Annotated in this window: 24 protein-coding genes; 6 read left to right on the forward strand and 18 right to left on the reverse strand. The window is 72.3% G+C overall.

Features of this window, described 5'->3' with window-relative positions; genetic code table 11:
* Window positions 1–44: 44 nt before the first annotated feature.
* Both QFZ58_RS26290 and glnII read right to left on the reverse strand, forming a co-directional pair.
* A complete protein-coding gene (locus tag QFZ58_RS26290; protein WP_307127368.1) occupies window positions 45–641 on the reverse strand; it encodes a winged helix-turn-helix domain-containing protein in 597 nt (198 codons plus the stop codon).
* 376 nt (window positions 642–1,017) lie between these two features.
* Window positions 1,018–2,052 (reverse strand): glutamine synthetase, encoded by a 1,035-nt coding sequence (glnII, locus tag QFZ58_RS26295; RefSeq protein WP_307127369.1) that lies wholly within the window; start codon window positions 2,050–2,052, stop codon window positions 1,018–1,020.
* 252 nt (window positions 2,053–2,304) lie between these two features.
* Here glnII and QFZ58_RS26300 point away from each other — a divergent pair, with 252 nt between their 5' ends.
* On the forward strand, window positions 2,305–3,255 hold the full coding sequence (locus QFZ58_RS26300) for a Gfo/Idh/MocA family protein (RefSeq protein WP_307127370.1): 951 nt from the start codon (window positions 2,305–2,307) through the stop codon (window positions 3,253–3,255).
* A gap of 104 nt (window positions 3,256–3,359) precedes the next feature.
* Here QFZ58_RS26300 and QFZ58_RS26305 read toward each other — a convergent pair whose 3' ends face one another.
* Window positions 3,360–4,331 (reverse strand): hypothetical protein, encoded by a 972-nt coding sequence (locus QFZ58_RS26305; protein WP_307127371.1) that lies wholly within the window; start codon window positions 4,329–4,331, stop codon window positions 3,360–3,362.
* Window positions 4,328–4,804, reverse strand: coding sequence for a MarR family winged helix-turn-helix transcriptional regulator (locus QFZ58_RS26310; RefSeq protein ID WP_307127372.1), 477 nt, complete (start codon window positions 4,802–4,804; stop codon window positions 4,328–4,330). Before QFZ58_RS26310 ends, QFZ58_RS26305 begins: the two co-directional genes overlap by 4 nt.
* A 50-nt stretch (window positions 4,805–4,854) precedes the next feature.
* Here QFZ58_RS26310 and QFZ58_RS26315 point away from each other — a divergent pair, with 50 nt between their 5' ends.
* On the forward strand, window positions 4,855–5,781 hold the full coding sequence (locus tag QFZ58_RS26315; RefSeq protein ID WP_307127373.1) for an alpha/beta fold hydrolase: 927 nt from the start codon (window positions 4,855–4,857) through the stop codon (window positions 5,779–5,781).
* Here the strand turns inward: QFZ58_RS26315 and QFZ58_RS26320 are convergent.
* Window positions 5,711–6,070 carry an arsenate reductase family protein gene (locus QFZ58_RS26320; protein WP_307127374.1) on the reverse strand — a complete coding sequence of 120 codons (360 nt, stop codon included), beginning with the start codon at window positions 6,068–6,070 and terminating at the stop codon, window positions 5,711–5,713. The two genes, QFZ58_RS26315 and QFZ58_RS26320, sit on opposite strands and share 71 nt — an antisense overlap.
* 119 nt (window positions 6,071–6,189) lie before the next feature.
* Here QFZ58_RS26320 and QFZ58_RS26325 point away from each other — a divergent pair, with 119 nt between their 5' ends.
* Window positions 6,190–6,459, forward strand: coding sequence for a hypothetical protein (locus QFZ58_RS26325; RefSeq protein ID WP_307127375.1), 270 nt, complete (start codon window positions 6,190–6,192; stop codon window positions 6,457–6,459).
* A gap of 269 nt (window positions 6,460–6,728) precedes the next feature.
* On the opposite strand, the gene glnA is transcribed toward QFZ58_RS26325, so the two are convergent.
* Complete coding sequence (gene glnA, locus QFZ58_RS26330) at window positions 6,729–8,138, reverse strand: type I glutamate--ammonia ligase (RefSeq protein ID WP_307127376.1); 1,410 nt, start codon at window positions 8,136–8,138, stop codon at window positions 6,729–6,731.
* Window positions 8,139–8,359: 221 nt separating this feature from the next.
* On the opposite strand from glnA, the gene QFZ58_RS26335 reads away from it, so the two are divergent.
* On the forward strand, window positions 8,360–8,827 hold the full coding sequence (locus QFZ58_RS26335; RefSeq protein ID WP_307127377.1) for an RDD family protein: 468 nt from the start codon (window positions 8,360–8,362) through the stop codon (window positions 8,825–8,827).
* Between the two features lie 233 nt (window positions 8,828–9,060).
* Here the strand turns inward: QFZ58_RS26335 and QFZ58_RS26340 are convergent, their stop codons facing one another.
* From QFZ58_RS26340 to lipB, 4 genes are all read right to left on the reverse strand, one after another.
* Window positions 9,061–9,768 carry a DUF4191 domain-containing protein gene (locus tag QFZ58_RS26340; protein ID WP_307127378.1) on the reverse strand — a complete coding sequence of 236 codons (708 nt, stop codon included), beginning with the start codon at window positions 9,766–9,768 and terminating at the stop codon, window positions 9,061–9,063.
* Between the two features lie 30 nt (window positions 9,769–9,798).
* Complete coding sequence (locus tag QFZ58_RS26345) at window positions 9,799–9,999, reverse strand: hypothetical protein (RefSeq protein ID WP_307127379.1); 201 nt, start codon at window positions 9,997–9,999, stop codon at window positions 9,799–9,801.
* Between the two features lie 275 nt (window positions 10,000–10,274).
* Window positions 10,275–11,276, reverse strand: a complete 1,002-nt coding sequence (gene lipA, locus QFZ58_RS26350) for a lipoyl synthase (protein WP_307127380.1) — start codon at window positions 11,274–11,276, stop codon at window positions 10,275–10,277.
* 111 nt (window positions 11,277–11,387) lie between these two features.
* Window positions 11,388–12,197: a lipoyl(octanoyl) transferase LipB gene (gene lipB, locus QFZ58_RS26355; protein WP_307127381.1), complete on the reverse strand. Its 810-nt coding sequence runs from the start codon at window positions 12,195–12,197 to the stop codon at window positions 11,388–11,390.
* Between the two features lie 300 nt (window positions 12,198–12,497).
* Here lipB and QFZ58_RS26360 point away from each other — a divergent pair, with 300 nt between their 5' ends.
* On the forward strand, window positions 12,498–14,228 hold the full coding sequence (locus tag QFZ58_RS26360) for a regulator (RefSeq protein WP_307127382.1): 1,731 nt from the start codon (window positions 12,498–12,500) through the stop codon (window positions 14,226–14,228).
* 19 nt (window positions 14,229–14,247) lie between these two features.
* Here QFZ58_RS26360 and QFZ58_RS26365 read toward each other — a convergent pair whose 3' ends face one another.
* Together QFZ58_RS26365 and QFZ58_RS26370 are read right to left on the reverse strand one after the other, a co-directional pair.
* Window positions 14,248–15,561, reverse strand: coding sequence for an FAD-dependent oxidoreductase (locus QFZ58_RS26365; RefSeq protein ID WP_373428589.1), 1,314 nt, complete (start codon window positions 15,559–15,561; stop codon window positions 14,248–14,250).
* Window positions 15,562–15,827: 266 nt separating this feature from the next.
* A complete protein-coding gene (locus QFZ58_RS26370) occupies window positions 15,828–16,727 on the reverse strand; it encodes a TIGR01777 family oxidoreductase (protein WP_307127383.1) in 900 nt (299 codons plus the stop codon).
* A 62-nt stretch (window positions 16,728–16,789) separates the two neighbouring features.
* Here QFZ58_RS26370 and QFZ58_RS26375 point away from each other — a divergent pair, with 62 nt between their 5' ends.
* On the forward strand, window positions 16,790–17,317 hold the full coding sequence (locus QFZ58_RS26375) for a GNAT family N-acetyltransferase (RefSeq protein WP_307127384.1): 528 nt from the start codon (window positions 16,790–16,792) through the stop codon (window positions 17,315–17,317).
* Between the two features lie 81 nt (window positions 17,318–17,398).
* Here the strand turns inward: QFZ58_RS26375 and QFZ58_RS26380 are convergent, their stop codons facing one another.
* The 6 genes from QFZ58_RS26380 to lpdA all read right to left on the reverse strand — a co-directional run bounded on the left by QFZ58_RS26380 (window position 17,399) and on the right by lpdA (window position 26,099).
* Window positions 17,399–17,920, reverse strand: coding sequence for a DUF4240 domain-containing protein (locus tag QFZ58_RS26380; RefSeq protein ID WP_307128995.1), 522 nt, complete (start codon window positions 17,918–17,920; stop codon window positions 17,399–17,401).
* 61 nt (window positions 17,921–17,981) lie between these two features.
* On the reverse strand, window positions 17,982–18,950 hold the full coding sequence (locus QFZ58_RS26385; protein ID WP_307127385.1) for a YafY family protein: 969 nt from the start codon (window positions 18,948–18,950) through the stop codon (window positions 17,982–17,984).
* 148 nt (window positions 18,951–19,098) lie between these two features.
* Window positions 19,099–21,768 carry a pyruvate dehydrogenase (acetyl-transferring), homodimeric type gene (gene aceE, locus QFZ58_RS26390; protein WP_307127386.1) on the reverse strand — a complete coding sequence of 890 codons (2,670 nt, stop codon included), beginning with the start codon at window positions 21,766–21,768 and terminating at the stop codon, window positions 19,099–19,101.
* Between the two features lie 266 nt (window positions 21,769–22,034).
* Window positions 22,035–22,658, reverse strand: coding sequence for a GntR family transcriptional regulator (locus QFZ58_RS26395; protein WP_307127387.1), 624 nt, complete (start codon window positions 22,656–22,658; stop codon window positions 22,035–22,037).
* 148 nt (window positions 22,659–22,806) lie between these two features.
* The gene (gene sucB / locus QFZ58_RS26400; RefSeq protein ID WP_307127388.1) at window positions 22,807–24,651 is read right to left on the reverse strand and encodes a 2-oxoglutarate dehydrogenase, E2 component, dihydrolipoamide succinyltransferase; all 1,845 of its coding nucleotides are present in this window, start codon (window positions 24,649–24,651) and stop codon (window positions 22,807–22,809) included.
* Between the two features lie 59 nt (window positions 24,652–24,710).
* Entirely contained in the window at window positions 24,711–26,099 is a 1,389-nt protein-coding gene (gene lpdA / locus QFZ58_RS26405) for a dihydrolipoyl dehydrogenase (protein WP_307127389.1), read from the reverse strand.
* Window positions 26,100–26,414 lie beyond the last annotated feature (315 nt).

Genomic DNA, 26,414 nt, shown 5'->3' on the forward strand with positions numbered 1-26,414 from the left:
GCGGCAGGAGGTCCCGAGGCCGGAGCCTCCTGCCCGTACGCGCGTCAGGGCGTGTACTTGTACCCCACGCGCCGCACGGTCTGGATCGACCGGCGGTGCTCCGCGCCCAGCTTGCGGCGCAGCCGGGCGACATGGACATCGACGGTGCGCCCGTCGCCCACGTGCCCGTAGCCCCAGACCGTCGTCACCAGCTGGTCGCGGGTGTGGACCCGGTGGGGATGTGCCACCAGGTGGGCCAGCAGCTCGAATTCGAGGTACGTGAGGTCGAGCGTGACGCCGTCGACGGCAGCGGTGCGCCGGGTGGAGTCGATCCGTACGGGACCCTCCGCCGGAGCACCGGCGCCCTGCTCGGGCACCGACTGCCGGTACGGGGAGGCGGCGACGGCCCCGGCGAGGGCCGGCTGCTGGTCGGCGGGGACGAGCACCAGGTAGCCGACCATCGGCGGCCGGCCCGGCAGCGCGGGCAGTGTGTGCTGCGGTGCGGGCAGCCACGTCGCCCCCGGCGGCAGGAAACCGGCCGGATCGGCGAGCTCCACGACCTCGTCACGGTCGACGGCCCGCAGTCGGTGGCGGTTGGGGGAGAGGGCGTTACGGGAAGCGGTGGCGGCGGACGCGGCGGGAAGGGTACGGCTGTTGGCCATGGGAGTCAGCTCTTTCGCGCGAGGAGTCGTCGAGGACGTACGTCGTGCGCGCGGGCCGAAGACCGGGGTGAGCGGCTTTAGAGGGCCTGCGCGTTCCACGCGCGGCAACACACCCGGTCGAAGTCGTGGTGCTGACGGGAGGGCCAGAACGGCTCGAGGTCGCTGCGACCCGATGCGGTGTGCTGGAAGCTGGCCATGCCCCCATTGAACCAGAGATCGCGCCGCACAGCAGTGCCCTCTCACCCGTCGATACGGACCCTGGCCGTTACCCGCCTGACCAGGCGGAGGACGGGGGACGAGCGGTCACCGCCACCGGCACGGCGAGGGGCGCCCACCGTGTCGGTGGACGCCCCTCGCCGTGCCGGTGGCGGCGGGATCAGACCTGGCCGGCCTTCTCCAGCGCGGTGCAGCAGGTGTCGACGATCAGCCGCGTGACCACGTACGGGTCGACGTTGGCGTTCGGGCGGCGGTCCTCGATGTAGCCCTTGCGGTCCTGCTCGACCTGCCACGGGATACGGACCGATGCGCCGCGGTCCGAGACGCCGTAGCTGTACTCGTTCCACGGGGCGGTCTCGTGAAGCCCGGTCAGACGGTCGTCGATGCCGGCGCCGTAGTGCTTGACGTGGTCCATCGGCTTGGAGCCCTCACCGAGCGACTCGCACGCGGTGATGATCGCGTCGTAACCCTCGCGCATCGCCTTCGTGGAGAAGTTGGTGTGCGCGCCCGCGCCGTTCCAGTCGCCCTTGACGGGCTTCGGGTCCAGCGTCGCGGAGACGTCGAAGTCCTCGGCGGTGCGGTACAGCAGCCAACGGGCGATCCACAGCTGGTCGGAGACCTCCAGCGGGGACAGCGGGCCGACCTGGAACTCCCACTGGCCGGGCATGACCTCGGCGTTGATGCCGGAGATGCCCAGGCCCGCCTTCAGGCAGTTGTCCAGGTGCTTCTCGACGATGTCACGGCCGAAGATCTCGTCGGAGCCCACACCGCAGTAGTAGCCGCCCTGCGCGGCGGGGAAGCCGCCTTCGGGGAAACCGAGCGGACGGTGGCCGTCGAAGAAGGTGTACTCCTGCTCGATGCCGAAGATCGCTTCCTGGCCCTCGAAGCGCTCGGCGACGGGGCGCAGCTCGGCACGGGTGTTGGACTCGTGCGGAGTCATGTCGATGTTGAAGACCTCGCACAGGACGAGGATGTCGTCGCCGCCGCGGATCGGGTCCGGACAGGAGAAGACCGGCTTCAGGACCCGGTCGGAGGCGTGCCCCTCGGCCTGGTTGGTGCTCGAGCCGTCGAAGCCCCAGATGGGCAGCTCCGCCACGCCCTGCGTGGGACTCCCGGCCATGATCTTCGTCTTGGAACGGAGCTTGGCGGTCGGCTCGGTGCCGTCGATCCAGATGTACTCAGCCTTGAACGTCACGGAAGCCATCCTTCTGCGGGTGCTGCGGTCTATGGTGCGCAGCTTGGCAAGACGCGATTTCCCGTCCGTTGCCCGGATGTGAACCCCGTGTTACCGACGTTTCGCGGAGGGGCCGGACAGCAGGTCCCCGCCGCACGGAGGCGTCTCACCCCGCGGCACATCGGATACGTTCGCCCGCTGGGCGGCCCGCAGCGGGCGGCATCCCCACCGGGCGGCGCAGATGCCGCGGGCGGGACCGGGCACACTGGCCGCATGACCACACCTGCTGCCCCCGCCCCCGGACCGGCCCCCCGTACGCCGATGCGGATCGGGCTCGTCGGTGCGGGCCCCTGGGCGCGCATGACCCAGGCCCCCGCGCTGGCCGCCCACCCCGGCGTCGTACTGAGCGGTGTCTGGGGACGCCGGCCGGAAGCGGCGACCGGGCTCGCCGCCGCCCACGGCACCGAGGCGTACACGGACGACGCCGGCATCGACGCGCTCCTGGCCGCGAGCGACGCGGTGGCCTTCGCCGTGCCCCCGGACATCCAGGCGCCCCTGGCCGCGCGCGCCGCGGCAGCCGGATGCCACCTCCTGATGGACAAGCCGGTCGCCACGACGGTGGCAGGGGCCCGCGAGGTCGCCGAGGCCGCCGAGCGGGCGGGCGTCGCCTCCGTGGTCTTCTGCACGCTGCGGTTCGCCGCCGGGACGGCGGGGTGGATCGCCGAACAGGCCGCGGCGGACGGCTGGTTCACGGCCCGGGCCCTGTGGCTCGGAGCGCTGTACGCCCCCGGCACGAGCAGCGAGTTCGCCGCCTCGCCGTGGCGTCGCGAGAAGGGCGGCCTGTGGGACGTGGGCCCGCACGCGCTCTCCGTGCTGATCCCGGTCCTGGGCGACGTGACGGAGGTGGTGGCCGCCCGCGGCCCCGCCGACGCGGCACACCTGCTGCTCCGGCACACATCCGGCGCCTCCAGCACGGTGACGCTCGCACTGGACGCACCGGTGGGCGCGGTGGGGACGGAGGTCGAATTCCGGGGGGAGCGGGGGACGGTGGGCCTGCCCGAGGGCGGTGGCGACGCGCTCGGAGCGTTCCGGGCGGCCGTGGACGGGCTGATCGAGGCGGCGCGTACGGGGGTGGCCCACCCCTGCGACGTACGGTTCGGGCTGCGGCTCACCGAGGTGCTCGCGCAGGCCGAGGCACAGCTGGGGCCGGTGACGGCGGCCTGAGCCGGAGGCGTTCCGGCGCCCGCCCGGAGCCCGGCTGCCGCCCGAGGTGCGGGCGCCGCGGGCGGCGGGGCACGCCCCCGCTGCGCGTCCTTCCCGGGATCCGCCTACATCAGCCGGGGCCGGAGCTCCAGCCACGCCTCGGCCTCCTCCCGCAGCCGAGGGTCCCGGACGCGGGGCAGAAGGTCGCGGGTGGCGAGCGAGAGGCGCTTGGCCTGCCGCGAGAGGTTCACCGCCGTGAGGTTCTCCAGGGAGTAGGCCGTGGTGTCCCGGGTCGCCACCTCTGCCCGGGACGCGCCGATGCCGTCCAGGCACATCCGTACCGTCTCGTCCGGTGGCAGCAGCGCGTGCGAGGCCAGCTGGAGCAGCATGTCCGTACGGTCGAGGGCCCCGGCGGCCTCGCACCCCTCCAGCAACCAGCGACCGAGCTCCGCCCAGACGGCACGCTCGGCGCCCACGCGCCCGGTGATCCCGGTACAGCACGCCGACCACAGGGACCACCACCAGCGGGCCCGCTCGGCCGGCTCCTCGGGCCGGCGGCGCACCACCCACCGCTCCCGGGCGTCCCGGTCGAGTCCGGCCAGATGTTCCGTCCGGCTTCTGGCCGCCTCCCGCGACCAGGTGGCCCGCTCACTCCGGGGCCCCGGCAGGAACCAGGACGGGGCCGTGGCCTTGAGCACCGCCCCGTCCTCCTCGTCCACCAGCAGGCCGACACGGCTGTCCACGCGCACGAAACGCCGGCAGCCCAGCCCGTCGGGGTCCACCTCGACGAGAGGGAAGCCCCGTGCGTCCAGAGCCGCCGCCAGGACGTCGATGCGCAGCGGCACGCCGAAGCGGTGGGCCTGCACCATGACGTAGAGCCCACGCCACTGTTCCGTGGGCGAAGCGCGCTGCCAGGCGAACTCGGCGAGGGCGTAACTGCGCAGCAGCTGCCGCGCGTCGCCGCTCTCCGCGTGGTCGTCCCCGAGGAGGCGGGTGACCTCGTCCGGGTGCGAGGAGGCGTCGGCGCCGTCCACGGTGCCGCTGATCACGAAGTCCGCCACGAGGGCCGTGGGGGACGCCTCCTGGTGCGGTCTCATTCCTTCGCCTCCCCGGCGAGCGCGGTGTACGCCCCTTGCAGGAACCGCCGTACCGCCGCCGCCTCCCGGTCGTCGAAGGTCCGCAGCAGCTCGGCCATCCCGGCGAGGGTGGGCCCGAAGAACTCCTGCCCCAGCTCCACGGCCCGTGCGTCCACCGTGAGCAGGACCTGGCGGCGGTCCCGGTCGTCACGGCTGCGGGTGACATGACCGAGGCGCTCCAGCCGGTCGATGAGCGCCGTCGTGCCCGCGCTGTTGAGGCCGAGCTGGGCCCCGAGCCGGCCGGCGGTCGCCGGCGTGCCCGCCCGCGCGGCGTCGAGCAGGCAGATCAAGGCGCGTACGTCCGTGGGGTGCATCCCGTGCCGGGCCGCGAACTCCGCCTGCCGCAGCCCGAATTCGATCGTCACCCGGCGCAGCAGATGGACGGTCGCCATCTCCGGGCTCCGGTCCGCCGGTGAACCGGCCGCAGTGCTCATGGGCTCACGTTACCTCGCTCAGCGAGATAACGTGGGGCCGGGAGGCACACATGCGAACCCTGAACCCCGAAGCCCTGCGAGCGTTCCACGCGGCGTACGACGAGGTCCTGACCAGCCACTGGCCCGCCACGACCACGCAGACCGACATCCCGACCCCCTACGGCACCACCCACCTCAACAGCTGCGGCCCCGAGGGCGCTCCGCCGCTGGTCCTGCTGCCCGGCGGCGGAGCCACCTCCACGGTGTGGTTCGCCCAGGCCGCCCGCCTCGCCCGTACCCACCGCGTCCACGCGGTCGACCTCGTCGGCGACCCGGGCCGCAGCACCGCGGGGGAGCGCCCGGTCCGTACGGCGGCCGACCTCACGGCCTGGCTCGACGCTGTGCTGGACGCGCTGGGCGTGGAGCGCACCGCTCTCGGCGGCCACTCGTACGGAGCCTGGATCGCCCTCCGGTACGCCCTGCACGCCCCGCGTCGCGTCGGACGGCTGGTCCTCGTGGACCCGACCCTGTGCTTCGCCGGCTTCCGCCCCGGTTACCTGCTGCGCGCGCTGCCGATGCTGATCCGTCCGACGGAGGGACGGACCCGCTCCTTCCTGGCCTGGGAGACGGGCGGTGCGGAACTCGACCCCGCCTGGGTACGTCTGCGGGACGCCGCCGTCCACTTCCCCGCCGCCCGCCCGGTCACCGGCCCGCGTCCCTCGCCCGAAGCCCTGCGGGCGCTCGACGTGCCGACGCTCGTCCTGACGGCGGGGCGCGGACGGGCGCAGGACGCCGACCGCGTCGCCGCGACGGCGGTCCGGCTGCTCCCGCACGCCGAGACGGCGACGATCCCGGACGCCACGCATCACTCGCTGCCGCTGCACCCCCCGGAGGCCGGGGAACTCGCGCGGGCCGTCGAGGACTTCCTCACCGCGCCAGTGCGTCCCGTACCGCCTCGTCCGTCCGGGCCACCACGGCGCTCCCGTCCTGCGCGGTGATGATGGGGCGCTGGATCAGCTTCGGATGCTCGGTCAGCGCGGTGATCCACCGCTCCCGCGCATCGGCGTCCTTCGGCCACTCCTTGACCCCCAGCTCCTTCGCGTCCGCCTCCTGGGTCCGCGTGATGTCCCACGGCTCGAGCCCCAGCCGGTCCAGGACGGCGCGGATCTCGTCGGCGGACGGCACGTCCTCCAGGTAGCGGCGGACGGTGTACTCGGCGCCCTCGGCGTCGAGCAGATCCACAGCGCTGCGGCACTTCGAGCAGGCGGGATTGATCCAGATCTCCATGGGGCCCAGGGTACGGGAGGGGTCCGCGAAATGGCCTCTGGCCAGGGGCGATTGTCAGTGGTGGGCAGTAAAATGGAAGCAGTTCGTGAGGGTTCCACCACCGTGCCAGGAGGTTGCCGATGGCCGTTGCCACAGTCACGACCGAGCCGCTCAACACGTCCCTGCCGAAGAAGCCGCTCCCCGCGGGGCGGCCGCGCGAGTGGTACGTCTCCCACAACCGCCGCCTCAAGGCCATGCGCCTGGCGATCGCCCTGCTCGACACGGGCGTCTACCAGCCGTCGACCGCCGACAACACCAGGATCCGCGCGACAGCCGAGCGCCTCGCCATCCACCCGCCGTCCGACACCACCTGCCGCATGGTCAGGGCCCTGATCCGCTACGGCCGCTGACCCACGCCGCCTGTGCCCCCACGACCGCCCGGGGGCACAGGCGGCCCGTCCCCCGCACGCTCCCGGCGCCGCCACCACCGCACCGCCGAGGGCACCCGGGGGACGAGGCCCACGAGGAGGAACAGCGAGGACCACGGCACCCGCCACCAGGGCGTCACGCTCGCCGGCGGCGACCAGGGCGACGGGGGAGGAGAACGCGGAGGGCCGCCGTCCCGTGCGGGACAGCGGCCCTCTCGGCTGCTGCTGGGGAGCTCGAGCTCCCGGACGACCTAGAGGTCGAAGTACAGCTCGAACTCGTGCGGGTGCGGGCGCAGCTGGATCGGGGCGATCTCGTTCGTGCGCTTGTAGTCGATCCACGTCTCGATGAGGTCGGGCGTGAAGACGCCGCCGGCCTGGAGGTACTCGTGGTCCTGCTCCAGGGCCTCGAGGACGGCCGGGAGGGAGGTCGGGACCTGCTGGACGCCCGCGTGCTCCTCGGGGGCCAGCTCGTAGAGGTCCTTGTCGATCGGCTCCGGCGGCTCGATCTTGTTCTTCACACCGTCCAGGCCGGCCATCAGCAGGGCCGAGAACGCCAGGTACGGGTTGGACGACGGGTCCGGGGCGCGGAACTCGACGCGCTTCGCCTTCGGGTTGGATCCCGTGATCGGGATGCGCATCGCGGCGGAGCGGTTGCGCTGCGAGTACACCATGTTGACCGGCGCCTCGAAGCCCGGGACCAGGCGGTGGTAGGAGTTCACCGTCGGGTTGGTGAAGGCCAGCAGCGACGGGGCGTGCTTCAGGATGCCGCCGATGTAGTAGCGGGCCATGTCCGACAGGCCGGCGTAACCCTGCTCGTCGTAGAAGAGCGGCGTGCCGCCCTGCCACAGCGACTGGTGGACGTGCATGCCCGAGCCGTTGTCGCCGAAGATCGGCTTCGGCATGAAGGTCGCGGTCTTGCCGTTGCGCCAGGCGACGTTCTTCACGATGTACTTGAAGAGCATCAGGTCGTCGGCCGCGGCGAGCAGCGTGTTGAACTTGTAGTTGATCTCGGCCTGGCCGGCGGTGCCGACCTCGTGGTGCTGGCGCTCGACCTGGAGGCCGTTCTTGTCCAGCTCCATGGAGATCTCGGCGCGCAGGTCGGCGAAGTGGTCGACCGGCGGGGTCGGGAAGTAGCCGCCCTTGTAGCGGACCTTGTAGCCCCGGTTGTTCTCGACCGCACCGGTGTTCCAGGCGCCGGCCTCGGAGTCGATGTGGTAGAAGCTCTCGTTCGCCGACGTCTGGAAGCGGACGTTGTCGAAGACGTAGAACTCGGCCTCGGGGCCGAAGTAGGCGGTGTCGGCGACACCCGTCGAGGCGAGGTAGGCCTCGGCCTTCTTGGCCACGTTCCGCGGGTCACGGCTGTACTGCTCGCCGGTGATCGGGTCGTGGATGAAGAAGTTGACGTTGACCGTCTTGTCGCGGCGGAAGGGGTCCACACGGGCCGTCGACAGGTCGGCACGGAGCGCCATGTCGGACTCGTGAATGGCCTGGAAGCCGCGGATCGACGAGCCGTCGAAAGCCAGTTCCTCGGCCGGGTCGAAGGTCGCTGCGGGGATCGTGAAGTGCTGCATCACACCCGGCAGGTCGCAGAACCGGACGTCGATGAACTTGACGTCGTTGTCGGCGATGTACTTCTGAACTTCGTCGGCGTTCTGGAACATCCAACTCCTCCTACTCCCGACCCGGGAAAGGGCGGGGTTGCAGCTCGTTGTGCGGCCAGTGCGGTGGCACACGCTGGCCCCGACCATAGGCAGGGCGGATTTCTCCGGCGTGACCCATTTGTTTCGCCCAAGTTAACCAGGCGGGGGGCGAGCGGCGCCTCAGCGACGTGTCCGGTGCCCCGCCCGTCCGTGCGCAAACACGGGCGCAGTACCGTGTACGGGTGGACAACAGGCAAGCAATCGGATCGTGGCTCTCGGGCCCGCGCGCGGCGGCCGAGGACATGGGCGCCGACTTCGGGTACCGGGGCCGGCGCCTCGGTCTGCCCCAGGAGGGCCCGGGGTCCGTGGCCCCGCTCGGCCGGCGCTTCGGGGCCCTCTTCATCGACTGGGCCGCCTGCATGCTGATCGCATACGGACTGATCGCTCGCGGTGACCAGCAGTCGGCCGGGAACTGGGCGCTCGGCGTCTTCCTCGTACTGAGCCTGCTCACGGTCGGAACCATCGGTTCCACCCCGGGCAAGCGGATCATGGGCCTGCGGGTCGTCGCCGAGGACGGCGGCCGGCTCGGTGCCGTGCGGGTCGCCCTGCGGACCGTGCTGCTGCTCCTGGTGATCCCGGCCCTGGTCTGGGACCGCGACAGCCGCGGCCTCCACGACCGGCTGGCCCGCGCCGTCCAGGTGCGCATCTGACGTAAGCGGACGCGTCCGATCCGTGGACCGTTCGATCCGTGGACGTGCCGGGGCCGTGGGGGCACGTCCGATCCGTGGACGTCTCCGGAGCCGTGGGGGCACGTCCGGTCCCTGGTTGTCTCCGGGCCATGGGCTGCGCGGACGGTTCCGGGGCGCCCGCGGGAACAGCGGACACGCGTGAGGGCGGCCCCGGACAACGAGTCCGGGGCCGCCCTCACGCGTGTCCTGCTGCCTCAGCGCATCTTTCCGCCGCGCGGCATCCGCATGCCCTTCGGCATCGGGCCCTTCGGCAGCGGCATGTTGCTCATCAGGTCGCCCATCGCCCGCAGCCGGTCGTTGGCCGCCGTGACCTGCGGGCCGGTCAGGACCCGGGGAAGCTTCAGCATCGTGGTGCGCACCTTCTTCAGCGGCACCTGGCCCTCTCCGTCACCGACGATGATGTCGTGCACCGGCACGTCCACCACGATCCGGGCCATGCGCCTCTTCTCCGCGGCCAGCAGGCTCTTCACCCGGTTCGGGTTGCCCTCGGCCACCAGCACGATGCCCGCCTTGCCGACGGCCCGGTGGACGACGTCCTGGCTGCGGTTCATCGCGACCGCGGGTGTCGTGGTCCAGCCCCGGCCCACCCGGTCCAGCACGGCCGCGGCGGCGCCCGGCTGCCCCTCCATCTGCCCGAAGGCCGCGCGCTCGGCACGCCGTCCGAAGATGATCGCCATTGCGAGGAAAGCCAGGACGAAGCCCAGGATGCCCGCGTAGACCGGGTGCCCGATCAGGAAGCCGATCGCGAGGAGGACGCCGAAGGTGACGATTCCCACACCCGCGACGACAAGACCGATCTTGGGGTCGGTCCGCCTGGTCATCTTGTAGGTCAGGGCGATCTGCTTGAGCCGCCCCGCGTTCTCGGCGCTGTCCGCGCCTTCAGTTTGTGCCTTCCTCGCCATGTACAGAAGTTTACGTGGCCCCGGAGTGACCTAGGAACGGCGGGCCGACACGGCGCCCAGTACGTGCTCGGCCTCGACGCGGTCCTTGGCCCGGCGGCGGTCCTCCAGGACCGCCGTCCAGGCGTTCCGGCGGGCGGTGCGCTGGCCGCTGCTCAGCAGCAGTGACTCGACGGCGCGCAGTGCGGTGGTGACGGACGGGATCGCGTGGGCGCGAACCGGTGCTGCCTGCATCGTGGGTGTTCCCCCTCGGAGCGGATGCGCGCACCGAGGTGCGCACTGGGTAGCGGGAAGCGGTGACCCGCAGCGGCCGGCAAGGCCGCTGCCGTCTGTGTACCTAGGGTCACTGCTCGGTGTTACCAGTGCATGACCGGTCGGTCAAACACCAATGAAGCCCAGATTTCGGCGCCGCGCACGCCGACGCGGCCCATACGGGGCCCCGACCTGCGGGGAGCGTACGGACCGCGCCGAATGGGCGATTACCGCCCAGTAGTGCCTTGTGCGCGGATTCACACGGCCGGGGCGGCCGTGGTGGCTCCGGTGGCCGAGCCGGCGAGGGCGGAGGAGGCCTCGCCCCGTCGCTCCATCGCCTGCTGGAAGAGACGGCCGGCGCGGTAGGAGGACCGCACCAGCGGGCCGGACATCACACCGGAGTAGCCGATGGCCTCCGCCTCGTCCTTCATCTCCACGAACTCGTGCGGCTTCACCCAGCGTTCGACCGGGTGGTGCCGCGGGGAGGGGCGCAGGTACTGGGTGATCGTGATGAGCTCGCAGCCCGCGTCGTACAGGTCCTGGAGCGCCTCGCTGACCTCCTCACGGGTCTCGCCCATGCCGAGGATCAGGTTGGACTTCGTGATCAGGCCGGCCTCGCGGGCCCGCGTGATGACGTCCAGGGAGCGCTCGTACCGGAAGCCGGGACGGATCCGCTTGAAGATCCGGGGGACCGTCTCCACGTTGTGCGCGAGCACCTGGGGGCGCGAGGAGAACACCTCGGCGAGCTGCGCGGGCTCCGCGTTGAAGTCGGGGATGAGCAGCTCGACCTTCGTGGCGCCGCCCTCCCGCTCCGCGGTCTGGGCGTGGATCTGGCGCACGGTCTCCGCGTACAGCCAGGCGCCGCCGTCCTCCAGGTCGTCGCGCGCGACGCCGGTGATCGTGGCGTAGTTCAGGTCCATCGTCACGACGGACTCACCCACGCGGCGCGGCTCGTCACGGTCCAGCGCCTGCGGCTTCCCCGTGTCGATCTGGCAGAAGTCGCAGCGCCGGGTGCACTGGTCGCCGCCGATGAGGAACGTCGCCTCGCGGTCTTCCCAGCACTCGTAGATGTTCGGGCAGCCGGCCTCCTGGCACACGGTGTGCAGACCCTCGCCCTTCACGAGCTTCTGCATCTTCGTGTACTCGGGGCCCATCTTCGCCCGGGTCTTGATCCACTCGGGCTTGCGCTCGATGGGGGTCTGGCTGTTTCGGACCTCCAGGCGCAGCATCTTGCGCCCGTCGGGTGCGACACCGGACACTCCGGCACCCCTTTGCTTTCGCTGCATTGGATTCTTCGGCGAACACCAGGGTACGCCCGTGGTTAGAACGGTCTTACGTATGGCCAACCTGTGGCCGACAGGGCCTATTCCCTACACCGAGGCGGCCGGCTCCTGCGGAGCGACGACCCGGGGCGCGAGATCGGCGTTCTCCAGGACGTCCCGCAGGTGCCTCTCGACGACCGGGAGCACCTGGGCGATCGTGATCTCGCGGCCCAGCTCGTAGGAGAGTGAGGTGACGCCCGCGTCCCGGATGCCGCACGGCACGATCCTGTCGAACCAGGTGTTGTCGGGATTCACGTTCAGCGCGAAGCCGTGCATGGTGACGCCCTTGGCGACCCGGATGCCGATCGCGGCCAGTTTGCGGTCCTCGCGGCGCTGGCCGGCGTTGGACGGTGCGTACTGCGGGCCGTTCAGCCGGGCGTCGAACTCCTCGTCGTGCAGCCGGGGGTCGAAGTCCAGGGACAGTCCGCCCGGCGCGGGACGCTCGTCGACCGGGTCGCCGAGCACCCAGACACCGCTGCGGCCCTCGACCCGGGACGTCTCCACGCCGAAGTCGGCGGCCGTACGGATCAGGGCGTCCTCCAGCCGCCGCACGTGCGCGACGACGTCGACCGGACGCGGCAGTTTCTGGATGGGGTAGCCGACGAGCTGGCCCGGGCCGTGCCAGGTGATCTTCCCGCCGCGGTCGACGTCGATGACCGGCGTGCCGTCCAGGGGGCGCTCGCTCTCGGTCGTGCGGCGTCCCGCCGTGTACACGGGCGGGTGCTCGAGGAGCAGGCAGGTGTCGGGGACGGTGTCCTCGAACCGGGCGGCATGCACCTCGCGCTGCTTCTGCCAGGCCTCCTGGTAGTCCACCGCGTCCTCGCCGAACCCGAGACGGACAAACCGCAGCTCACTCACTTCGGGTGCCTCCCTACTCGCGGTGCCGGGAGGCCGGGGGGTGTCCCCGGAACCACGTCACCATGCACTGATGTGCGCCCCCGGCAACTGTACGACCGCTCCGCGGCGCGGTGTCCGGCAGGTCGCGCGCCCGGGGTTCGCGGGGCCGGTCCGGTGTCTTCTGTCAGCGATGCCCACAATCCTCACACGATCGGATGAATGTGGAGCGAAGGTCGTCGGCGGCTTCGTCGGGGCAGTTAAGTTCGCGCCGTTCCATAAGGGCTGCCCGCCCGGCCCCGAAGGCAGGAGACCGTACAGCTGATGTCGGAACGACCTCCGCAGCGCACCCCGAACCGGCGGCTCGCTGCGCTCATCGCGGAAGCCGGGTTCTCCCACGCGGGTCTGGCCCGCCGGGTGGATCAGCTCGGCCTCGAACACGGCCTCGACCTGCGGTACGACAAGACCTCGGTCACCCGCTGGCTGCGTGGCCAGCAGCCCCGGGGCACCACTCCGGCACTGATCGCCGAGGTCTTCACCCGGCGCCTCGGACGCCGGCTCTCCGCCCAGGACCTGGGCCTGGACGCCTGCGCGCCCGTCTACGCCGGCCTGGAGTTCGCGGCGACGCCCGCCGAGGCCGTCGACATCGTCAGCGGCCTGTGGCGCAAGGACTCGGGCAGCCACGCGGAGCTGCGCAAGATCGCCTTCACCCCGGCCGGGCTCGTGGTCCCCAGCAGGGACTGGCTCATCGGGCGGGCCGACGACCGGGTGGGGAGCGTGGGCCCGCCGTCCCAGGCGGGCGCAGAGACCGTCCTGCCCGCCCCGCGCGCACCCGCGGACGCCAACGGGCCGCGTACGGCGAACGGCCTCCGGACGAACGGTCCGCACCAGAGCGACGGTCTCCCGCCGAGCGGCCTCCACCGGACCGACGGTCTCCCGCCGAACGGGCCGCGGGCCAACGGCCTCCGGCCGTCCCCCGGCCCTCACCCGGCCAACGGCGCCGGAACACTGCACGCTCCCGGCGCGGGCCACGGAGCCGGTGCCCACGGCGGCCGGGCCGGCGCCCGCGGCCCGGGCCACTCCCGCCCGCCCGTGCCCGCCGCACCGCCACCGGCCGTCCCCCGCCAGCGGCACACCGACCGCGGCCCGGGCCAGCGGGTCGGGAGCGGTGACGTCGCCGCCCTGCACTCGGTCGGTGAGCTCTTCCGCACGCTGGACAACGCCTACGGCGGCGGCCACGCCCGCCAGGCCCTCGTCAGGTACCTGGAGCACGAGGCCGAACCCATGCTGCGCGGGAGCTACGGCGAGGCGGTCGGCCGCCGGCTGTTCTCCGCCGCGGCCGACCTCACCAGGCTGGCGGGCTGGACCTCGTACGACATCGCCGCCCACGGGCTCGCCCAGCGCTACTTCGTCCAGGCCCTGCGGCTCGCGCAGGCCGCAGGCGACCGGGCGTACGGCGCGTACGTCCTGGTCACCATGAGCAGGCAGGCCGTCTATCTCCAGCACGGCAGGGAGGCCGTCCAGCTGGCCCGCGTCGCCCAGCAGGGCATCGGCTCGTCGGCGCCGCCCGTCGTCATGGCCCTCATGCACGCCGTCGAGGCGCGCGGCCACGGCGTGCTGGGCGAGACCAGGGCCTGCGTCGCCGCACTCCTACGGGCGGAACGCTCGCTGGAGGCCGCCCGGCCCGGGGACGACGTGCCCCACTGGGCGCGCTACTTCGACGAGGCCCAGCTCGCCGACGAGCTCGGCCACTGCCACCGCGACCTGCAGCAGTACCGCGCCGCCGCGCAGCACGCCGAGCGGTCGCTCCAGCTGCGCGCTCCGGCGTACGCCCGGAGCAGGCTGTTCTGCCGGGTGGTGCTCGCCTCCGCACGGCTCGGACTCGGCGAGCTGGACCAGGCCTGCCTGCTGGGTGCCGAGGCGGCCCAGCAGGCGTCGGAGATGCGTTCGGTGCGCGCGACGGAGTACGTGAAGGACTTCGAGCGCCGCCTGGAGCCGTACCGCGACGCGGTCGCCGTACGCGGCTACCGGGACCGCGTCGCCGCCCTCGGCTGACCGTCCGGCCGGCCCGCCGTCACGCGGCGGCGGGCAGTGCCGTCCCGTCACCCGGCCCCTGCCGCACCCCCAGGTCCGTCAGGATCGCGGAGGCCGCGCGCCGTCCGGAGTGCAGGGCGCCCTGGACCGTGCTCGTGTCGCGGTGGTCGCCGCAGACGTACAGACCGGCCAGCACCCGGACCGGGCGCCGCAGATCGTGCGGGGGCGACATCGCGGGCACCGCCTCGGGGTCGTGACGGGCCGCCAGGAGCTCCCAGTCGTGCGTGGGCGTGCCGTACAGCCGGGCGAGATGGGCGCGAACCGTCCGGTCGAGGTCCGCCGGCGGGGGGCCGAGCACCGTGGAGGTGATCAGCGTCCGGCCCCGTGGCGCGCGCGAGGGGTCGACCGCGCTCATCACGGCGGTGTGCGACACCGGGCCTGAGCGGTCCGCGTCCAGCAGCAGACGGGGACCCGTCGGCGGGGGGACGGGAGCCGCGTGGTGCAGGACCGTCACCGGATGGAACGCCGGTGTCCGCAGACCGGGCAGCAACTCCGCGGCGGCGCCCGCTCCGGTGGCCAGCAGCAGGGACCGGCAGCCCAGCTCCCCGTGTTCCTTGGTGCGCACGGAGGTGATGTCGGCAGCCGTGACGTGGACCCCGGTGCGAACGGTCCCGGGCGGCAGGGCGGCTGCCAGCAGCCGAGGGAGCGTGGCCGAACCGCCCGCCGGCACGCAGAGCCGGCCGCGCGCGTAGCTGCGCAGGGTGAGGTCGGCGCAGCGGCTCGACGTGGCGAGCTCGGGGTCACCGAGCAGCGCGGAGAGCAGCGGGCGCAGGAAACCGTCGACCGTCCGCGGCGGGAGACCGCGGGCCGACAGGGCGGGGAGCGCCGGCCGGTCGGGCCGGGCCACGATCCGGGCGGTGGGAGTGACGGCGAGACGGGCCAGCCAGGCACCCAGTCTGGCCTGTTCGATGGCCCCGCCCAGCGGAGCCCTGGGGGCGCTCGGGCGGGAGCGCACCGCCTTGAGTGCGCCCCTCGCGCTCCGTACGTCCCCGGCGCGGTACTGGCGGCCTCCGCTGTGCACCAGTACTTCCGGGGCGAAGTTCCGCAGGACGAGTCCGTCGAGTCCCGGCGTGCCCCTCAGCTCCGGATACGCGGAACTGAGCAGGGGCCCCAGGTCGTCGAGCAGGAAGCCGTCCACCTCCTGGGTGGCCATGCGGCCCCCGACGTGGGGGGCGGCCTCCAGGACGCTGACGTCCACCCCTGCGCTGATCAGCCGGTGGGCCGCTGACAGGCCGGCGATCCCGGCCCCGATGATGACCACATCCGCGTGGTGTGCCGTGTGTGCCGTGAGCACGAGCCCCTCCCCGATTCGGCGCGACTGCTGGGGGGCTCCTGCCCTCAACAGGGCTCCGGAATGCCCCGGTTCGGATCGAGGCTAGGCGGATGGCCGATGCGGACACAGTCGCGCGCACCCCGGGCACCGGTGCACGGGGTCGCACGGCGGCCCGGCCGGTGCGCGCCGGGCCGCCGGCCGCGGGCACCCGGGCGCCGACGGCCGAGGGCTGACCTGCGCCGCTTCCCGGGCCCGCCGGCCCGGCCCCCGGCAGGCGCCGGCCGTACTCAGCGCAGCGCGGCGCGGATGGCGGCGTCGATGCCGGGGAAGGCGAACGCGAAGCCCGATTCGAGAAGTTGGCCGGGCAGCACCCGCTGGCTGCCCAGGACGTCCTCGGCGAAGTCGCCGAGCGCGATCCGCAGCGCGGGCGCCGGCGCGGTGAACAGCGTCGGGCGGTGCAGCACCCGTCCCATGGCGGCCGTCACCTGGCCGTTGGTGACGGGGGAGGGACCGGTGAGGTTCACCGGGCCCGCGAGGGACTCCGTGTCCAGGATGTGCCGCATCGCCGCGATGTGGTCGTGCAGGGCGATGAAGCTCCAGTACTGCCGCCCGTTCCCGAGCCGCCCGCCGAGCCCGGCCCGGAACAGCGGGAAGAGACGCCCCCACGCCCCGCCCTGCCGGGCCACGACCAGGCCGGTCCGGGCGTACACCGTCCGCACGCCCGCCTCCTCGGCCGGGGCCGCGGCCTCCTCCCACTCCACGCACACGGACGGCAGGAAGCCCTCACCGGGCGGCGCGCTCTCGTCGACCGCGCGGTCCCCCGTGTCGCCGTAGTAGCCGATCGCGGACCCGGCGAGCAGCACCCTCGGCGGTGTGTCGAGCGAGGCGACGGCCTCGGCGATCGCCGAGGTGCCCAGCACCCTGCTGTCCCGGATCTCCCGCTTGTACGCCTCGGTCCAGCGGCGGTCGCCGACCCCGGCACCGGCGAGGTGGACGACGGCGTCGCAGCCGACCAGGCCCGCCACGTCGACGTACTGCCGCTTCGGGTCCCACTCCACCTCGTCACCGGTGGCGGCGGGGCGCCGGACGAGCCGCACCACCTCGTGCCCGTCGGCCCGCAGCGAGCGCACGAGCGCCGCCCCGATGAGTCCGGTCGATCCGGTGACGGCGATACGGGAGTGCGGCATGGCGTCCATCCTGCCCCATGGGCCCTGCGGTACCCGGCAACCCCGCATGGCACAGTGGCCGCATGTCCGTGCCTGAGTTCCGCGCCCTCCTGCCCGTCCGTCCCGCCACGGCGGGGGACCGGTCCGCACTCGGGGAGCTCGACCGGGCCACCTGGTCGACCCTGCACGCCGTACAGCCGAGGCCTCAGCCCCCGTACGAGCCCTTCTTCGACGACCGGAACCGGCCCGAGGACCACCTCGTCGCCGAGGCCGTCACCGGGGCGCAGGAGACGCACGTCGCGGGGTATCTCCGTCTGGCCTCGCCCACGCCGCTCGCCTGCAACGCGCACGTACGCCAGATACAGGGGCTCGCCGTGGCCGAGTGGGCCCGGGGACACGGCGTGGCCCGGGCACTGCTGCGCGCCTCCTACGCCGAGGCGCGGCGTCAGGGGGCCGGGCGGATCACGCTGCGCGTGCTCGGGCACAACACGCCCGCCCGGGCGCTCTACGCCTCCGAGGGATTCGCCGTCGAGGGCGTCCTGCCCGGCGAGTTCTTCCTGCACGGGCGCTACGTCGACGACGTCCTGATGGGCCGTTCACTCACGGCCTGAGGGGTCACGGCCTGGCCGTCCGCAGCCGGGGCCGGCCCGCCTCGCCCAGGACCGGGGCGAGGCGGGCCGGCCGACGGCTCCTCAGTCCGCGCCGAAGCGGTCCCAGAGCGCGGGGAAGCGGTCCGCCAGCACCGCGTCGTCCTCGACGTCGAAGGGCGTCCCCGCGGGTTTCGCGGCCTGGGGCGGCAGGCCCAGATCCGGGGCGACGGCTCCGGTGAGTTGTTCGTAGGCCTCGTCGGCGGCATAGCCGAGCTCCTCGCCGTCCCCGTCGAGCTCCTCGTCGAAGTCGTCCAGCAGGTCGGCCAGGCCGTCGGGGTCCTGCACCGCGCCCTCGAAGACCTCCCGGCCCTGCCCGATCAGCCAGCAGCGGAAGTAGTCGAACGCGTCGTCGCCCGCCCTGCCGAGCAGCACGGCGGCCGCACCCCACAGGTCCCAGCGGTACGCGCGGTTGTAGCGGGCCTCGAAGTGCCGGGCGAAGTCCAGCACGGAGTCCGGGTCGAGCCTCACCAGCCGTTCCACGAGCAGGTCGGCATGGTCCTCGGGGTCGCCGTCTGCGGCCTCGCGGGTGCTGTCGACGATCTCCCAGAACTCCGTTTCGTCCATCACGGGTCCAGCATCTGCCTTGGCGGCGGCCGACGCACGCGGAGACACCGAATTGAAGCCTTCAGCGATAGAGGTCGCGCAGGCGTTCGGCGGCATCGGCAAACAGTTCGCGCAGCGCGGCCGGTGCGAGGACCTCCAACTCCGGTCCGAGGGCGAGCAGCCGGCCGTAGGCGACCTCCAGGGACTCGACCGGCAGAGTCACCGTCAGCCACCCGTCCGCGTCGGGCTCTCCGGCACCCGTCAGCGCCTCCTCGGCGGCCGCCCTGTCGACGGCGTGCGGCAGCTGCCGCACGCCCGCTCCGGTCAGCCGCACGGTCACTTCCGTACGCAGGATCGAGCGGGCGAACTGCTCCGCCCGCTCCTCCCAGAAGCGCGGCAGATCGAAGGTCCCGTCCCGCACGAAGCGGGTCCCGGACACGGCGACCGCCGTGAACCGGTCGATGCGGTACACCCGGAAGTCGTCCTGCGCCCGGGCGCACAGATACCAGACGCCGGCCTTCAGCACGAGCCCGTACGGGGACAGCTCCCGCTCCACCTCGCCCCTGGCGCCGCTCCGATAGCGGGCCAGCACCCTCCGGTCGTCCCACACCGCTTCGGCGACGGCGGGCAGCAACTCGGGCGTCTCGGGCTCCTGGAACCAGCCGGGGGCGTCCAGGTGGAAGCGCTGGGCGGCGGTCCGCGAGGCGTCCCGGAGGGAGGGGAGTAGGGCGGCCGACACCTTCAGCCGTGCCGCGGACGCGGCGTCGTCCAGCCCCATCTCGCGCAGGGCGGAGGGCAGCCCGGACAGGAACAGGGCCTCGGCCTCATGGCGGGCCAGCCCGGTCAGCCGGGTCCGGTACCCGCCGACGAGACGGTACCCGCCGGCCCGGCCGCGGTCCGCGTAGACGGGCACACCCGCCTCCGAGAGCGCTTGGGCGTCCCGGGCCACGGTGCGCTCCGACACCTCCAGCTCCGCCGCCAGTTCGGCGGCGGTCATGGCGGGGCGGGACTGCAGGAGCAGCACCATCTTGATGAGCCGGGCAGCACGCATGGGGCTATTGTCCGGGCACGCGCGGAGAGCCGTTGCGCGGGCGCGTGCGGAACCGCCGTCGCGGACGCGCGCCGGGAGCCGTCACGCGGGCCCGCGACGGCGGCGGGGCAGGCACCGGGCGGACCCGGCACCTGCCCCGCCTGCGTGATCAGAGGCCGTAGCGCTCGCGCGCCTCCTTGACCGTGGAGGCCGGGACCTCGCCACGGCGGGCCAGCTGGGCCAGGGCCGCGACGGCGATCGACTGCGCGTCCACGCCGAAGTGGCGGCGGGCCGCCTCCCGGGTGTCGGAGAGGCCGAAGCCGTCCGTGCCCAGCGAGAACCAGTCCTGCTCGACCCACTGGCTGATCTGGTCCGGTACGGCACGCATCCAGTCACTGACCGCGAGGACCGGACCGGGCGCACCGGAGAGCGCCTGGGTCACGTACGGCTCCCGCTGCTCACCGCGGAGCATCGCCTCCTCGGCCTCCAGCGCGTCCCGCCGCAGCTCGCCCCAGGAGGTCGCGGACCAGACGTCGGCCGTGACGTTCCAGTCGGCGGCCAGGAGTTCCTGGGCCTGCAGCGCCCAGTGGATCGCCGTACCGGAGGCGAGCAGCTGGAGGCGCGGCGCGTCCGCCACTGCGGGCACGCCCTCCTTGAAGCGGTACAGCCCCTTGATGATGCCGTCCTGGACGCCCTCGGGCATCGCGGGCTGCGGCTTCGGCTCGTTGTAGACCGTCAGGTAGTAGAAGACGTTCTCGGCCTCGGGGCCGTACATCCTCCGCAGACCGTCCTTGACGATCACCGCGATCTCGTACGCGAACGCCGGGTCGTAGTTGAGCGACGCCGGGTTCGTGGACGCGATCAGGTGCGAATGGCCGTCCGCGTGCTGGAGGCCCTCACCCGTCAGCGTCGTGCGGCCGGCCGTGGCGCCGACGATGAAGCCCTTGCCGAGCTGGTCGGCGAGCTGCCACATCTGGTCGCCGGTCCGCTGCCAGCCGAACATCGAGTAGAAGATGTAGAACGGGATCATCGTCTCGCCGTGCGTCGCGTACGACGAAGCGGCGGCGATGAAGTCGGCCATGGCGCCGGCCTCGGTGATCCCCTCGTTGAGGATCTGGCCGTCCTTGGCCTCCTTGTAGTACATCAACTGGTCGCGGTCGACCGGCTCGTACGTCTGGCCCATCGGCGAGTAGATGCCGGCGGAGGGGAACAGCGACTCCATGCCGAAGGTCCGGGCCTCGTCCGGGACGATCGGCACCCAGCGCCTGCCGGTCTCCTTGTCCCGCATCAGGTCCTTCACCAGGCGGACGAAGGCCATGGTGGTGGCCATCTCCTGCTTGCCCGACCCCTTGTACAGGGCCTTGAAAGCACGCTCCTCCGGCTCGGGCAGCGCTACGGCGTGCACCCGGCGGGCGGGGGCCGGACCACCGAGGGCGGCACGCCGCTCCTGGAGGTAGCGGACCTCGGGGGAGTCTGCGCCCGGGTGGCCGTAGGGGACCAGCCCGTCCTCGAAGGCGCTGTCCGGGATCGGGAGGCCGAGCAGCTCGCGCATGCCCTTGAACTCGTCGATCGACAGCTTCTTCATCTGGTGGTTGGCGTTCTTGGACTCGAAGCCCTTGCCGAGCGTGTAGCCCTTGACCGTCTGGGCCAGGATCACGGTCGGCGCGCCCTTGTGCGCGAGGGCGGCACGGTAGGCCGCGTACACCTTGCGGGCCTCGTGGCCACCGCGGGAGCTGTAGAAACACTCGGCGATCTTCGCGTCGCTCAGGAGTTTCGCCAGCTCCGCGAGGGCGGGCTCGGCGCCGAAGAAGTGCTCGCGGATGTAGGCCACGTCGCGCGTCGCGTACGTCTGGAACTGCGCGTCCGGCACCTCGCGCAGGCGGCGGATGAGCGCGCCCGTGGTGTCCAGCTGGAACAGCTCGTCCCAGGCGCTGCCCCAGAGCGTCTTGACGACGTTCCAGCCGGCCCCGCGGAACGCGCCTTCCAGCTCCTGGACCACGCGGAAGTTCGCGCGGACCGGGCCGTCGAGACGCTGCAGGTTGCAGTTGATGACGAAGGTCAGGTTGTCGAGCTGCTCACGGGCCGCGAGGGCGAGGGCCGCGGTCGACTCGGGCTCGTCCATCTCGCCGTCGCCGAGGAAGGCCCAGACGTGCGAGTTCGACGTGTCCTTGATGTTGCGGTTGGTCAGATAACGGTTGAAGCGCGCCTGGTAGATCGCCGAGAGCGGGCCGAGGCCCATCGACACGGTGGGGAACTCCCACAGCCAGGGAAGCCGCCGCGGGTGGGGGTAGGACGGCAGGCCGTCGCCCCCCGACTCCTGGCGGAAGTTGTCGAGCTGCTGCTCGCTGAGGCGGCCGTCGAGGAAGGCGCGGGCGTAGATGCCGGGCGAGGCGTGGCCCTGGATGTAGAGCTGGTCGCCGGAGCCGTCGCCCTCCTTGCCGCGGAAGAAGTGGTTGAAGCCGGTCTCGTACAGCCAGGCGGCCGAGGCGAACGTGGCGATGTGACCGCCGACGCCGTACCGGGCGCCACGGGTGACCATCGCGGCCGCGTTCCAGCGGTTCCACGCGGTGATCTTCGATTCCATCTCCAGGTCGCCGTCGAAGGCGGGCTCCGCGGCGGTGGGGATGGTGTTGACGTAATCGGTCTCCAGCAGCTTGGGCAGCGCGATACCGGCGCCCTCCGCGTGCTGGAGCGAGCGCCGCATCAGGTACGCGGCACGGTGCGGGCCCGCGGCCTTGGTGACGGCGTCCAGGGAGGCCGCCCATTCGGCGGTCTCCTCGGGGTCGCGGTCCGGGAGCTGGTCGAGCTCGCTCGGAAGCTTTGCTACGGGGTCGGTCATGATCGCCGCCTTCCGGTATGGAGGGGGGTGGAGAAGGCCCTGACTGGCAGGACAGGGCGATCGGGCCGGTGGGCCCGCGACTGAACTGTAAGTCGCCGATCGATGATCGATCAAAGGGTGAAGGGCAAAACTTCTCGATATGAAGAAAAGTGGCATGCGGTGCCGCGAAACAGGGCACGGAGTGACGGGACCAAGGGGGTAAAAGGGGCGCTGACCTGCACGGTCGAGCGCACGGCCTCACACATGGGCACGTGCGCGGACAGCGTTCAGGCGCGCGGCGCGCACCCCAGGACGTGTTCCTTGACCAGCACCGCGATGTGCGGGTCCCGCCGCGCGAACGCCTCGATGAGCGCCTCGTGCTCCTCCGCGTACGACTTCTGCACCGTGCCCAGCCAGCGGATCGACAGGGCCGTGAACACCTCGATGCCGAGGCCCTCCCAGGTGTGCAGCAGGACCGCGTTCCCGGCGGCCCGCACCAGCTCCCGGTGGAAGGCCACGGTGTGCCGCACCTGCGCCTCCCCGTCGGCCAGCCGGTCCGCCTCGTACAGGGCCGTCACGTGCGGGGTGAGCGCCGAGCAGTCCTCCCCGAGGGCCGGGGCCGCGAGTTCCGCCGCGATCTGCTCCAGCCCGGCGCGTACGGGGTAGCTCTCCTCCAGGTCGGCCGCGGTGAGATTGCGGACCCGGACGCCCTTGTTGGGCGCCGACTCGATCAGCCGCAGCGTCTCCAGCTCGCGCAGCGCCTCGCGCACCGGTGTCTGGCTGACCTCCAGCTCGGTCGCGATACGGCGCTCCACGATCCGCTCGCCCGGCTTCCATCGCCCGCTGACGATCCCGTCCACGATGTGCTCGCGGATCTGTTCGCGCAGCGAGTGGACGACGGGCGGGGTCATGGGGGGCTCCTTCGGGGCGAACCGGTGCTGCTCTCCACCAACTCGGCTGCCGGAACGGCCGGTGGTCCCTAGACCATACGGCGGCGCCCCCGTCCGGAAGTGTTCCGGACGGGGGCGCCGCTGGTGAGGCTGGTTACAGCCGCAGGGATCAGAGGCCGAGCTCGACCTCGAACTCGCCCGCCTCCAGGATCGCCTTGACCGCGGTCAGGTAGCGGGCGGCGTCCGCGCCGTCCACCAGACGGTGGTCGTAGGAGAGCGAGAGGTACGTCATGTCGCGGACGCCGATGACGGTGCCCTCGGCGGTCTCGATGACCGCCGGACGCTTGACGGTGGCACCGATGCCCAGGATGGCCGCCTGGTTCGGCGGCACGATGACGGTGTCGAACAGGGCACCGCGCGAACCGGTGTTGCTGATGGTGAAGGTCGCACCGGACATGTCGTCCGGAGTGAGACCGCCACCACGGGCCTTGCCGGCCAGCTCGGCGGTCTTCTTCGAGATGCCGGCGATGTTCAGGTCGCCCGCACCCTTGATGACCGGGGTCATCAGACCCTTCTCGGCGTCCACGGCGATGCCGATGTTCTCCGAGTCGAAGTACGTGATGGTGCCCTCGTCCTCGTTGATCCGGGCGTTGATGACCGGGTGGGCCTTCAGCGCCTGGGCCGCCGCCTTCACGAAGAACGGCATCGGGGACAGCTTGACGCCCTCACGGGCGGCGAAGGACTCCTTCGCCTGGTTGCGCAGCTTCATCAGCTTGGTGATGTCGACCTCGACGACCGTGGTCAGCTGGGCCTGCGAGTGCAGCGCCTTCATCATGTTGTCGCCGATGACCTTGCGCATGCGGGTCATCTTGACCGTCTGACCGCGCAGCGGGGACGCCTCGAGCTTCGGCGCCTTCGCCGCGGCCGGGGCGGCGGCGGCCGGAGCCGGAGCCGCGGCGGCCTTCGCGGCCTCCGCGGCGGCGACGACGTCCTGCTTGCGGATGCGGCCACCGACGCCGGTGCCCTTGACCGAGCCCAGGTCGACGCCGTTCTCGGTGGCGAGCTTGCGGACCAGCGGCGTGACGTACGCGCCCTCGTCACCGGCGGGCGCGGCCGGAGCGGCCGGCGCGGGGGTGGCGGGTGCCGGAGCGGCCGGCGCGGGCGCCGGGGCGGCCGGAGCCTGAGCCGCCGGAGCGGCGGGTGCTGCCGGAGCCGGTGCCGGTGCCGCCGGTGCCGGGGCCGCCGGGGCTGCCGGAGCCGGGGCTGCCGGAGCGGCGGGCGCGGGAGCAGCGGCGGCCGGAGCCGCCGGAGCGGCCGGGGCCTGAGCAGCCGGAGCGGCGGCGGGGGCCGGAGCGGCCTCTGCCGGAGCAGCGGCCGGGGCGGAACCCGGAGCGCCGATGACGGCGAGCTTGGCGCCCACCTCGGCGGTCTCGTCCTCGCCGACGACGATCTCCAGCAGCACGCCGGCGACCGGCGCGGGGATCTCGGTGTCGACCTTGTCCGTGGAGACCTCAAGCAGGGGCTCGTCCTCCGCGACCTCCTCGCCGACCTCCTTCAGCCAGCGGGTGACGGTGCCCTCGGTGACGCTCTCGCCGAGCGCGGGGAGGGTGACGTCCGTGCCGGAGGCGGAGGAAGCGCCGGCGGCGTCCTCGGCGGCCGGGGCCTCGGCCGGAGCCTCGGTCTCGGTCGACGGGGCGGTCGGGGCCTCGGCGGCTGCCGGGGCGGGGACCGCGGCCGGCTCGGCCGCCGGAGCGGCCTCGGCGGCAGGTGCGCCCGAGCCGTCGTCGATGACGGCCAGCTCGGCGCCGACCTCGACGGTCTCGTCCTCGGCGACCTTGATGGAGGAGAGGATGCCGGACGCCGGGGCGGGGATCTCGGTGTCGACCTTGTCGGTCGAGACCTCGAGCAACGGCTCATCGGCCTCGACGTGCTCGCCCTCGGCCTTCAGCCAGCGGGTGACGGTGCCCTCGGTGACGCTCTCGCCGAGCGCCGGAAGGGTTACGGAAACCGACATGGTTTCGGTTGCTCCTTACGAAAGTGCGGAAGTGGTCGGTCGTCGCGCCCGGGACTGAATCAGTCGTGGGAGTGGAGAGGCTTGCCGGCCAGGGCCAGGTGTGCCTCGCCCATGGCCTCGTTCTGCGTCGGGTGGGCGTGGATGAGCTGCGCGACCTCGGCCGGCAGCGCCTCCCAGTTGTAGATCAGCTGAGCTTCGCCGACCTGCTCGCCCATACGGTCACCGACCATGTGGACGCCGACCACGGCACCGTCCTTGACCTGGACGAGCTTGATCTCGCCCGCGGTCTTCAGGATCTTGCTCTTGCCGTTGCCCGCGAGGTTGTACTTGAGGGCGACGACCTTGTCCGCACCGTAGATCTCCTTGGCCTTGGCCTCGGTGATGCCGACGGAGGCGACCTCGGGGTGGCAGTACGTCACCTTCGGCACGCCGTCGTAGTCGATCGGCACGGTCTTGAGGCCGGCCAGCCGCTCCGCCACCAGGATGCCCTCGGCGAAGCCGACGTGCGCGAGCTGCAGGGTGGGGACGAGGTCGCCCACGGCCGAGATCGTCGGGACGTTGGTCTGCATGTACTCGTCGACGAGGACGTAGCCGCGGTCCATGGCGACCCCGGCCTCCTCGTAGCCCAGACCCTGCGAGACCGGGCCGCGGCCGATCGCGACCAGCAGCAGCTCCGCCTCGAAGGTCTTGCCGTCGGCGAGCGTCACACGGACGCCGTCCTGCGTGTACTCGGCCTTGTCGAAGAAGGTGCCGAGGTTGAACTTGATGCCGCGCTTGCGGAACGCGCGCTCGAGAAGCTTCGAGCTGTTCTCGTCCTCGACGGGGACCAGGTGCTTGAGGCCCTCGACGATGGTGATGTCGGTGCCGAAGGACTTCCACGCCGAGGCGAACTCGACGCCGATGACGCCGCCGCCCAGGACGATGGCGGACTTCGGTACGCGGTCCAGCTTCAGCGCGTGGTCCGAGGAGATGATCCGGTTGCCGTCGATCTCCAGGCCGGGCAGCGACTTCGGTACGGAACCGGTCGCGAGCAGCACGTGGCGGCCCTGGACACGCTGGCCGTTGACATCCACCGAGGTGGGCGACGAGAGCCGGCCCTCACCCTCGATGTAGTGCACCTTGCGTGAGGCGATGAGTCCCTGCAGGCCCTTGTACAGGCCGGAGATCACGTCGTCCTTGTACTTGTGGACGGCCTCCATGTCGATGCCCTCGAAGGTGGCCTTCACGCCGAACTGGGCCGACTCGCGGGCCTGGTCGGCGATCTCGCCGGCGTGCAGCAGCGCCTTCGTGGGGATGCAGCCGTTGTGCAGGCAGGTGCCGCCGACCTTGCCCTTCTCGATCAGTGCGACGTCCAGGCCCAGCTGCGCTCCGCGCAGGGCCGCGGCGTAACCGCCGCTACCACCGCCGAGGATCACTAGGTCGAAAACGGTGCTGGCGTCGTTCGCCACGTCACGTCCTCCATGCATGTGCGCCGTACGCCGGGCCCCGTCGCTGGGGTGTGACCGGCCGGTCGGCTGGTGTTCGGCCGCTTGCGTTATTCGGCCCTGTGGTGGGGGCCCTGTCCTGCCGAGAACCCATCTTCGCACTTGTTGAGGGCGGGCGGGACGCGGGCCCCTGGTCCACGCCGGACGGGCATCCGGCTCGGACGGTCAGCTGTGCGAACAAAAATTCGGAAAAATGCCGGTCAGGGCCACTTCCGGGAACGCGCACGGCCCCGGACGTATGCCCGGGGCCGTATCCGCTGCGCGCGAACGCCGTGGGCA

This window comes from Streptomyces sp. B1I3, assembly GCF_030816615.1.
Lineage (GTDB): Bacteria > Actinomycetota > Actinomycetes > Streptomycetales > Streptomycetaceae > Streptomyces.

What these genes read in the sequence shown, in the direction of transcription:
- QFZ58_RS26340 (WP_307127378.1), bottom strand. Translation starts at nt 9,768, where the DNA reads ATGGCGAGGAAGGCACAAACTGAAGGCGCGGACAGCGCCGAGAACGCG.
- aceE (WP_307127386.1), bottom strand. Translation starts at nt 21,768, where the DNA reads ATGACCGACCCCGTAGCAAAGCTTCCGAGCGAGCTCGACCAGCTCCCG.
- QFZ58_RS26375 (WP_307127384.1), top strand. Translation starts at nt 16,790, where the DNA reads ATGTCCGTGCCTGAGTTCCGCGCCCTCCTGCCCGTCCGTCCCGCCACG.
- sucB (WP_307127388.1), bottom strand. Translation starts at nt 24,651, where the DNA reads ATGTCGGTTTCCGTAACCCTTCCGGCGCTCGGCGAGAGCGTCACCGAG.
- QFZ58_RS26315 (WP_307127373.1), top strand. Translation starts at nt 4,855, where the DNA reads ATGCGAACCCTGAACCCCGAAGCCCTGCGAGCGTTCCACGCGGCGTAC.
- QFZ58_RS26290 (WP_307127368.1), bottom strand. Translation starts at nt 641, where the DNA reads ATGGCCAACAGCCGTACCCTTCCCGCCGCGTCCGCCGCCACCGCTTCC.
- QFZ58_RS26380 (WP_307128995.1), bottom strand. Translation starts at nt 17,920, where the DNA reads ATGGACGAAACGGAGTTCTGGGAGATCGTCGACAGCACCCGCGAGGCC.
- QFZ58_RS26395 (WP_307127387.1), bottom strand. Translation starts at nt 22,658, where the DNA reads ATGACCCCGCCCGTCGTCCACTCGCTGCGCGAACAGATCCGCGAGCAC.
- QFZ58_RS26310 (WP_307127372.1), bottom strand. Translation starts at nt 4,804, where the DNA reads ATGAGCACTGCGGCCGGTTCACCGGCGGACCGGAGCCCGGAGATGGCG.
- QFZ58_RS26305 (WP_307127371.1), bottom strand. Translation starts at nt 4,331, where the DNA reads ATGAGACCGCACCAGGAGGCGTCCCCCACGGCCCTCGTGGCGGACTTC.
- QFZ58_RS26360 (WP_307127382.1), top strand. Translation starts at nt 12,498, where the DNA reads ATGTCGGAACGACCTCCGCAGCGCACCCCGAACCGGCGGCTCGCTGCG.
- QFZ58_RS26345 (WP_307127379.1), bottom strand. Translation starts at nt 9,999, where the DNA reads ATGCAGGCAGCACCGGTTCGCGCCCACGCGATCCCGTCCGTCACCACC.
- QFZ58_RS26300 (WP_307127370.1), top strand. Translation starts at nt 2,305, where the DNA reads ATGACCACACCTGCTGCCCCCGCCCCCGGACCGGCCCCCCGTACGCCG.
- QFZ58_RS26320 (WP_307127374.1), bottom strand. Translation starts at nt 6,070, where the DNA reads ATGGAGATCTGGATCAATCCCGCCTGCTCGAAGTGCCGCAGCGCTGTG.
- QFZ58_RS26385 (WP_307127385.1), bottom strand. Translation starts at nt 18,950, where the DNA reads ATGCGTGCTGCCCGGCTCATCAAGATGGTGCTGCTCCTGCAGTCCCGC.
- QFZ58_RS26370 (WP_307127383.1), bottom strand. Translation starts at nt 16,727, where the DNA reads ATGCCGCACTCCCGTATCGCCGTCACCGGATCGACCGGACTCATCGGG.
- QFZ58_RS26325 (WP_307127375.1), top strand. Translation starts at nt 6,190, where the DNA reads ATGGCCGTTGCCACAGTCACGACCGAGCCGCTCAACACGTCCCTGCCG.
- glnA (WP_307127376.1), bottom strand. Translation starts at nt 8,138, where the DNA reads ATGTTCCAGAACGCCGACGAAGTTCAGAAGTACATCGCCGACAACGAC.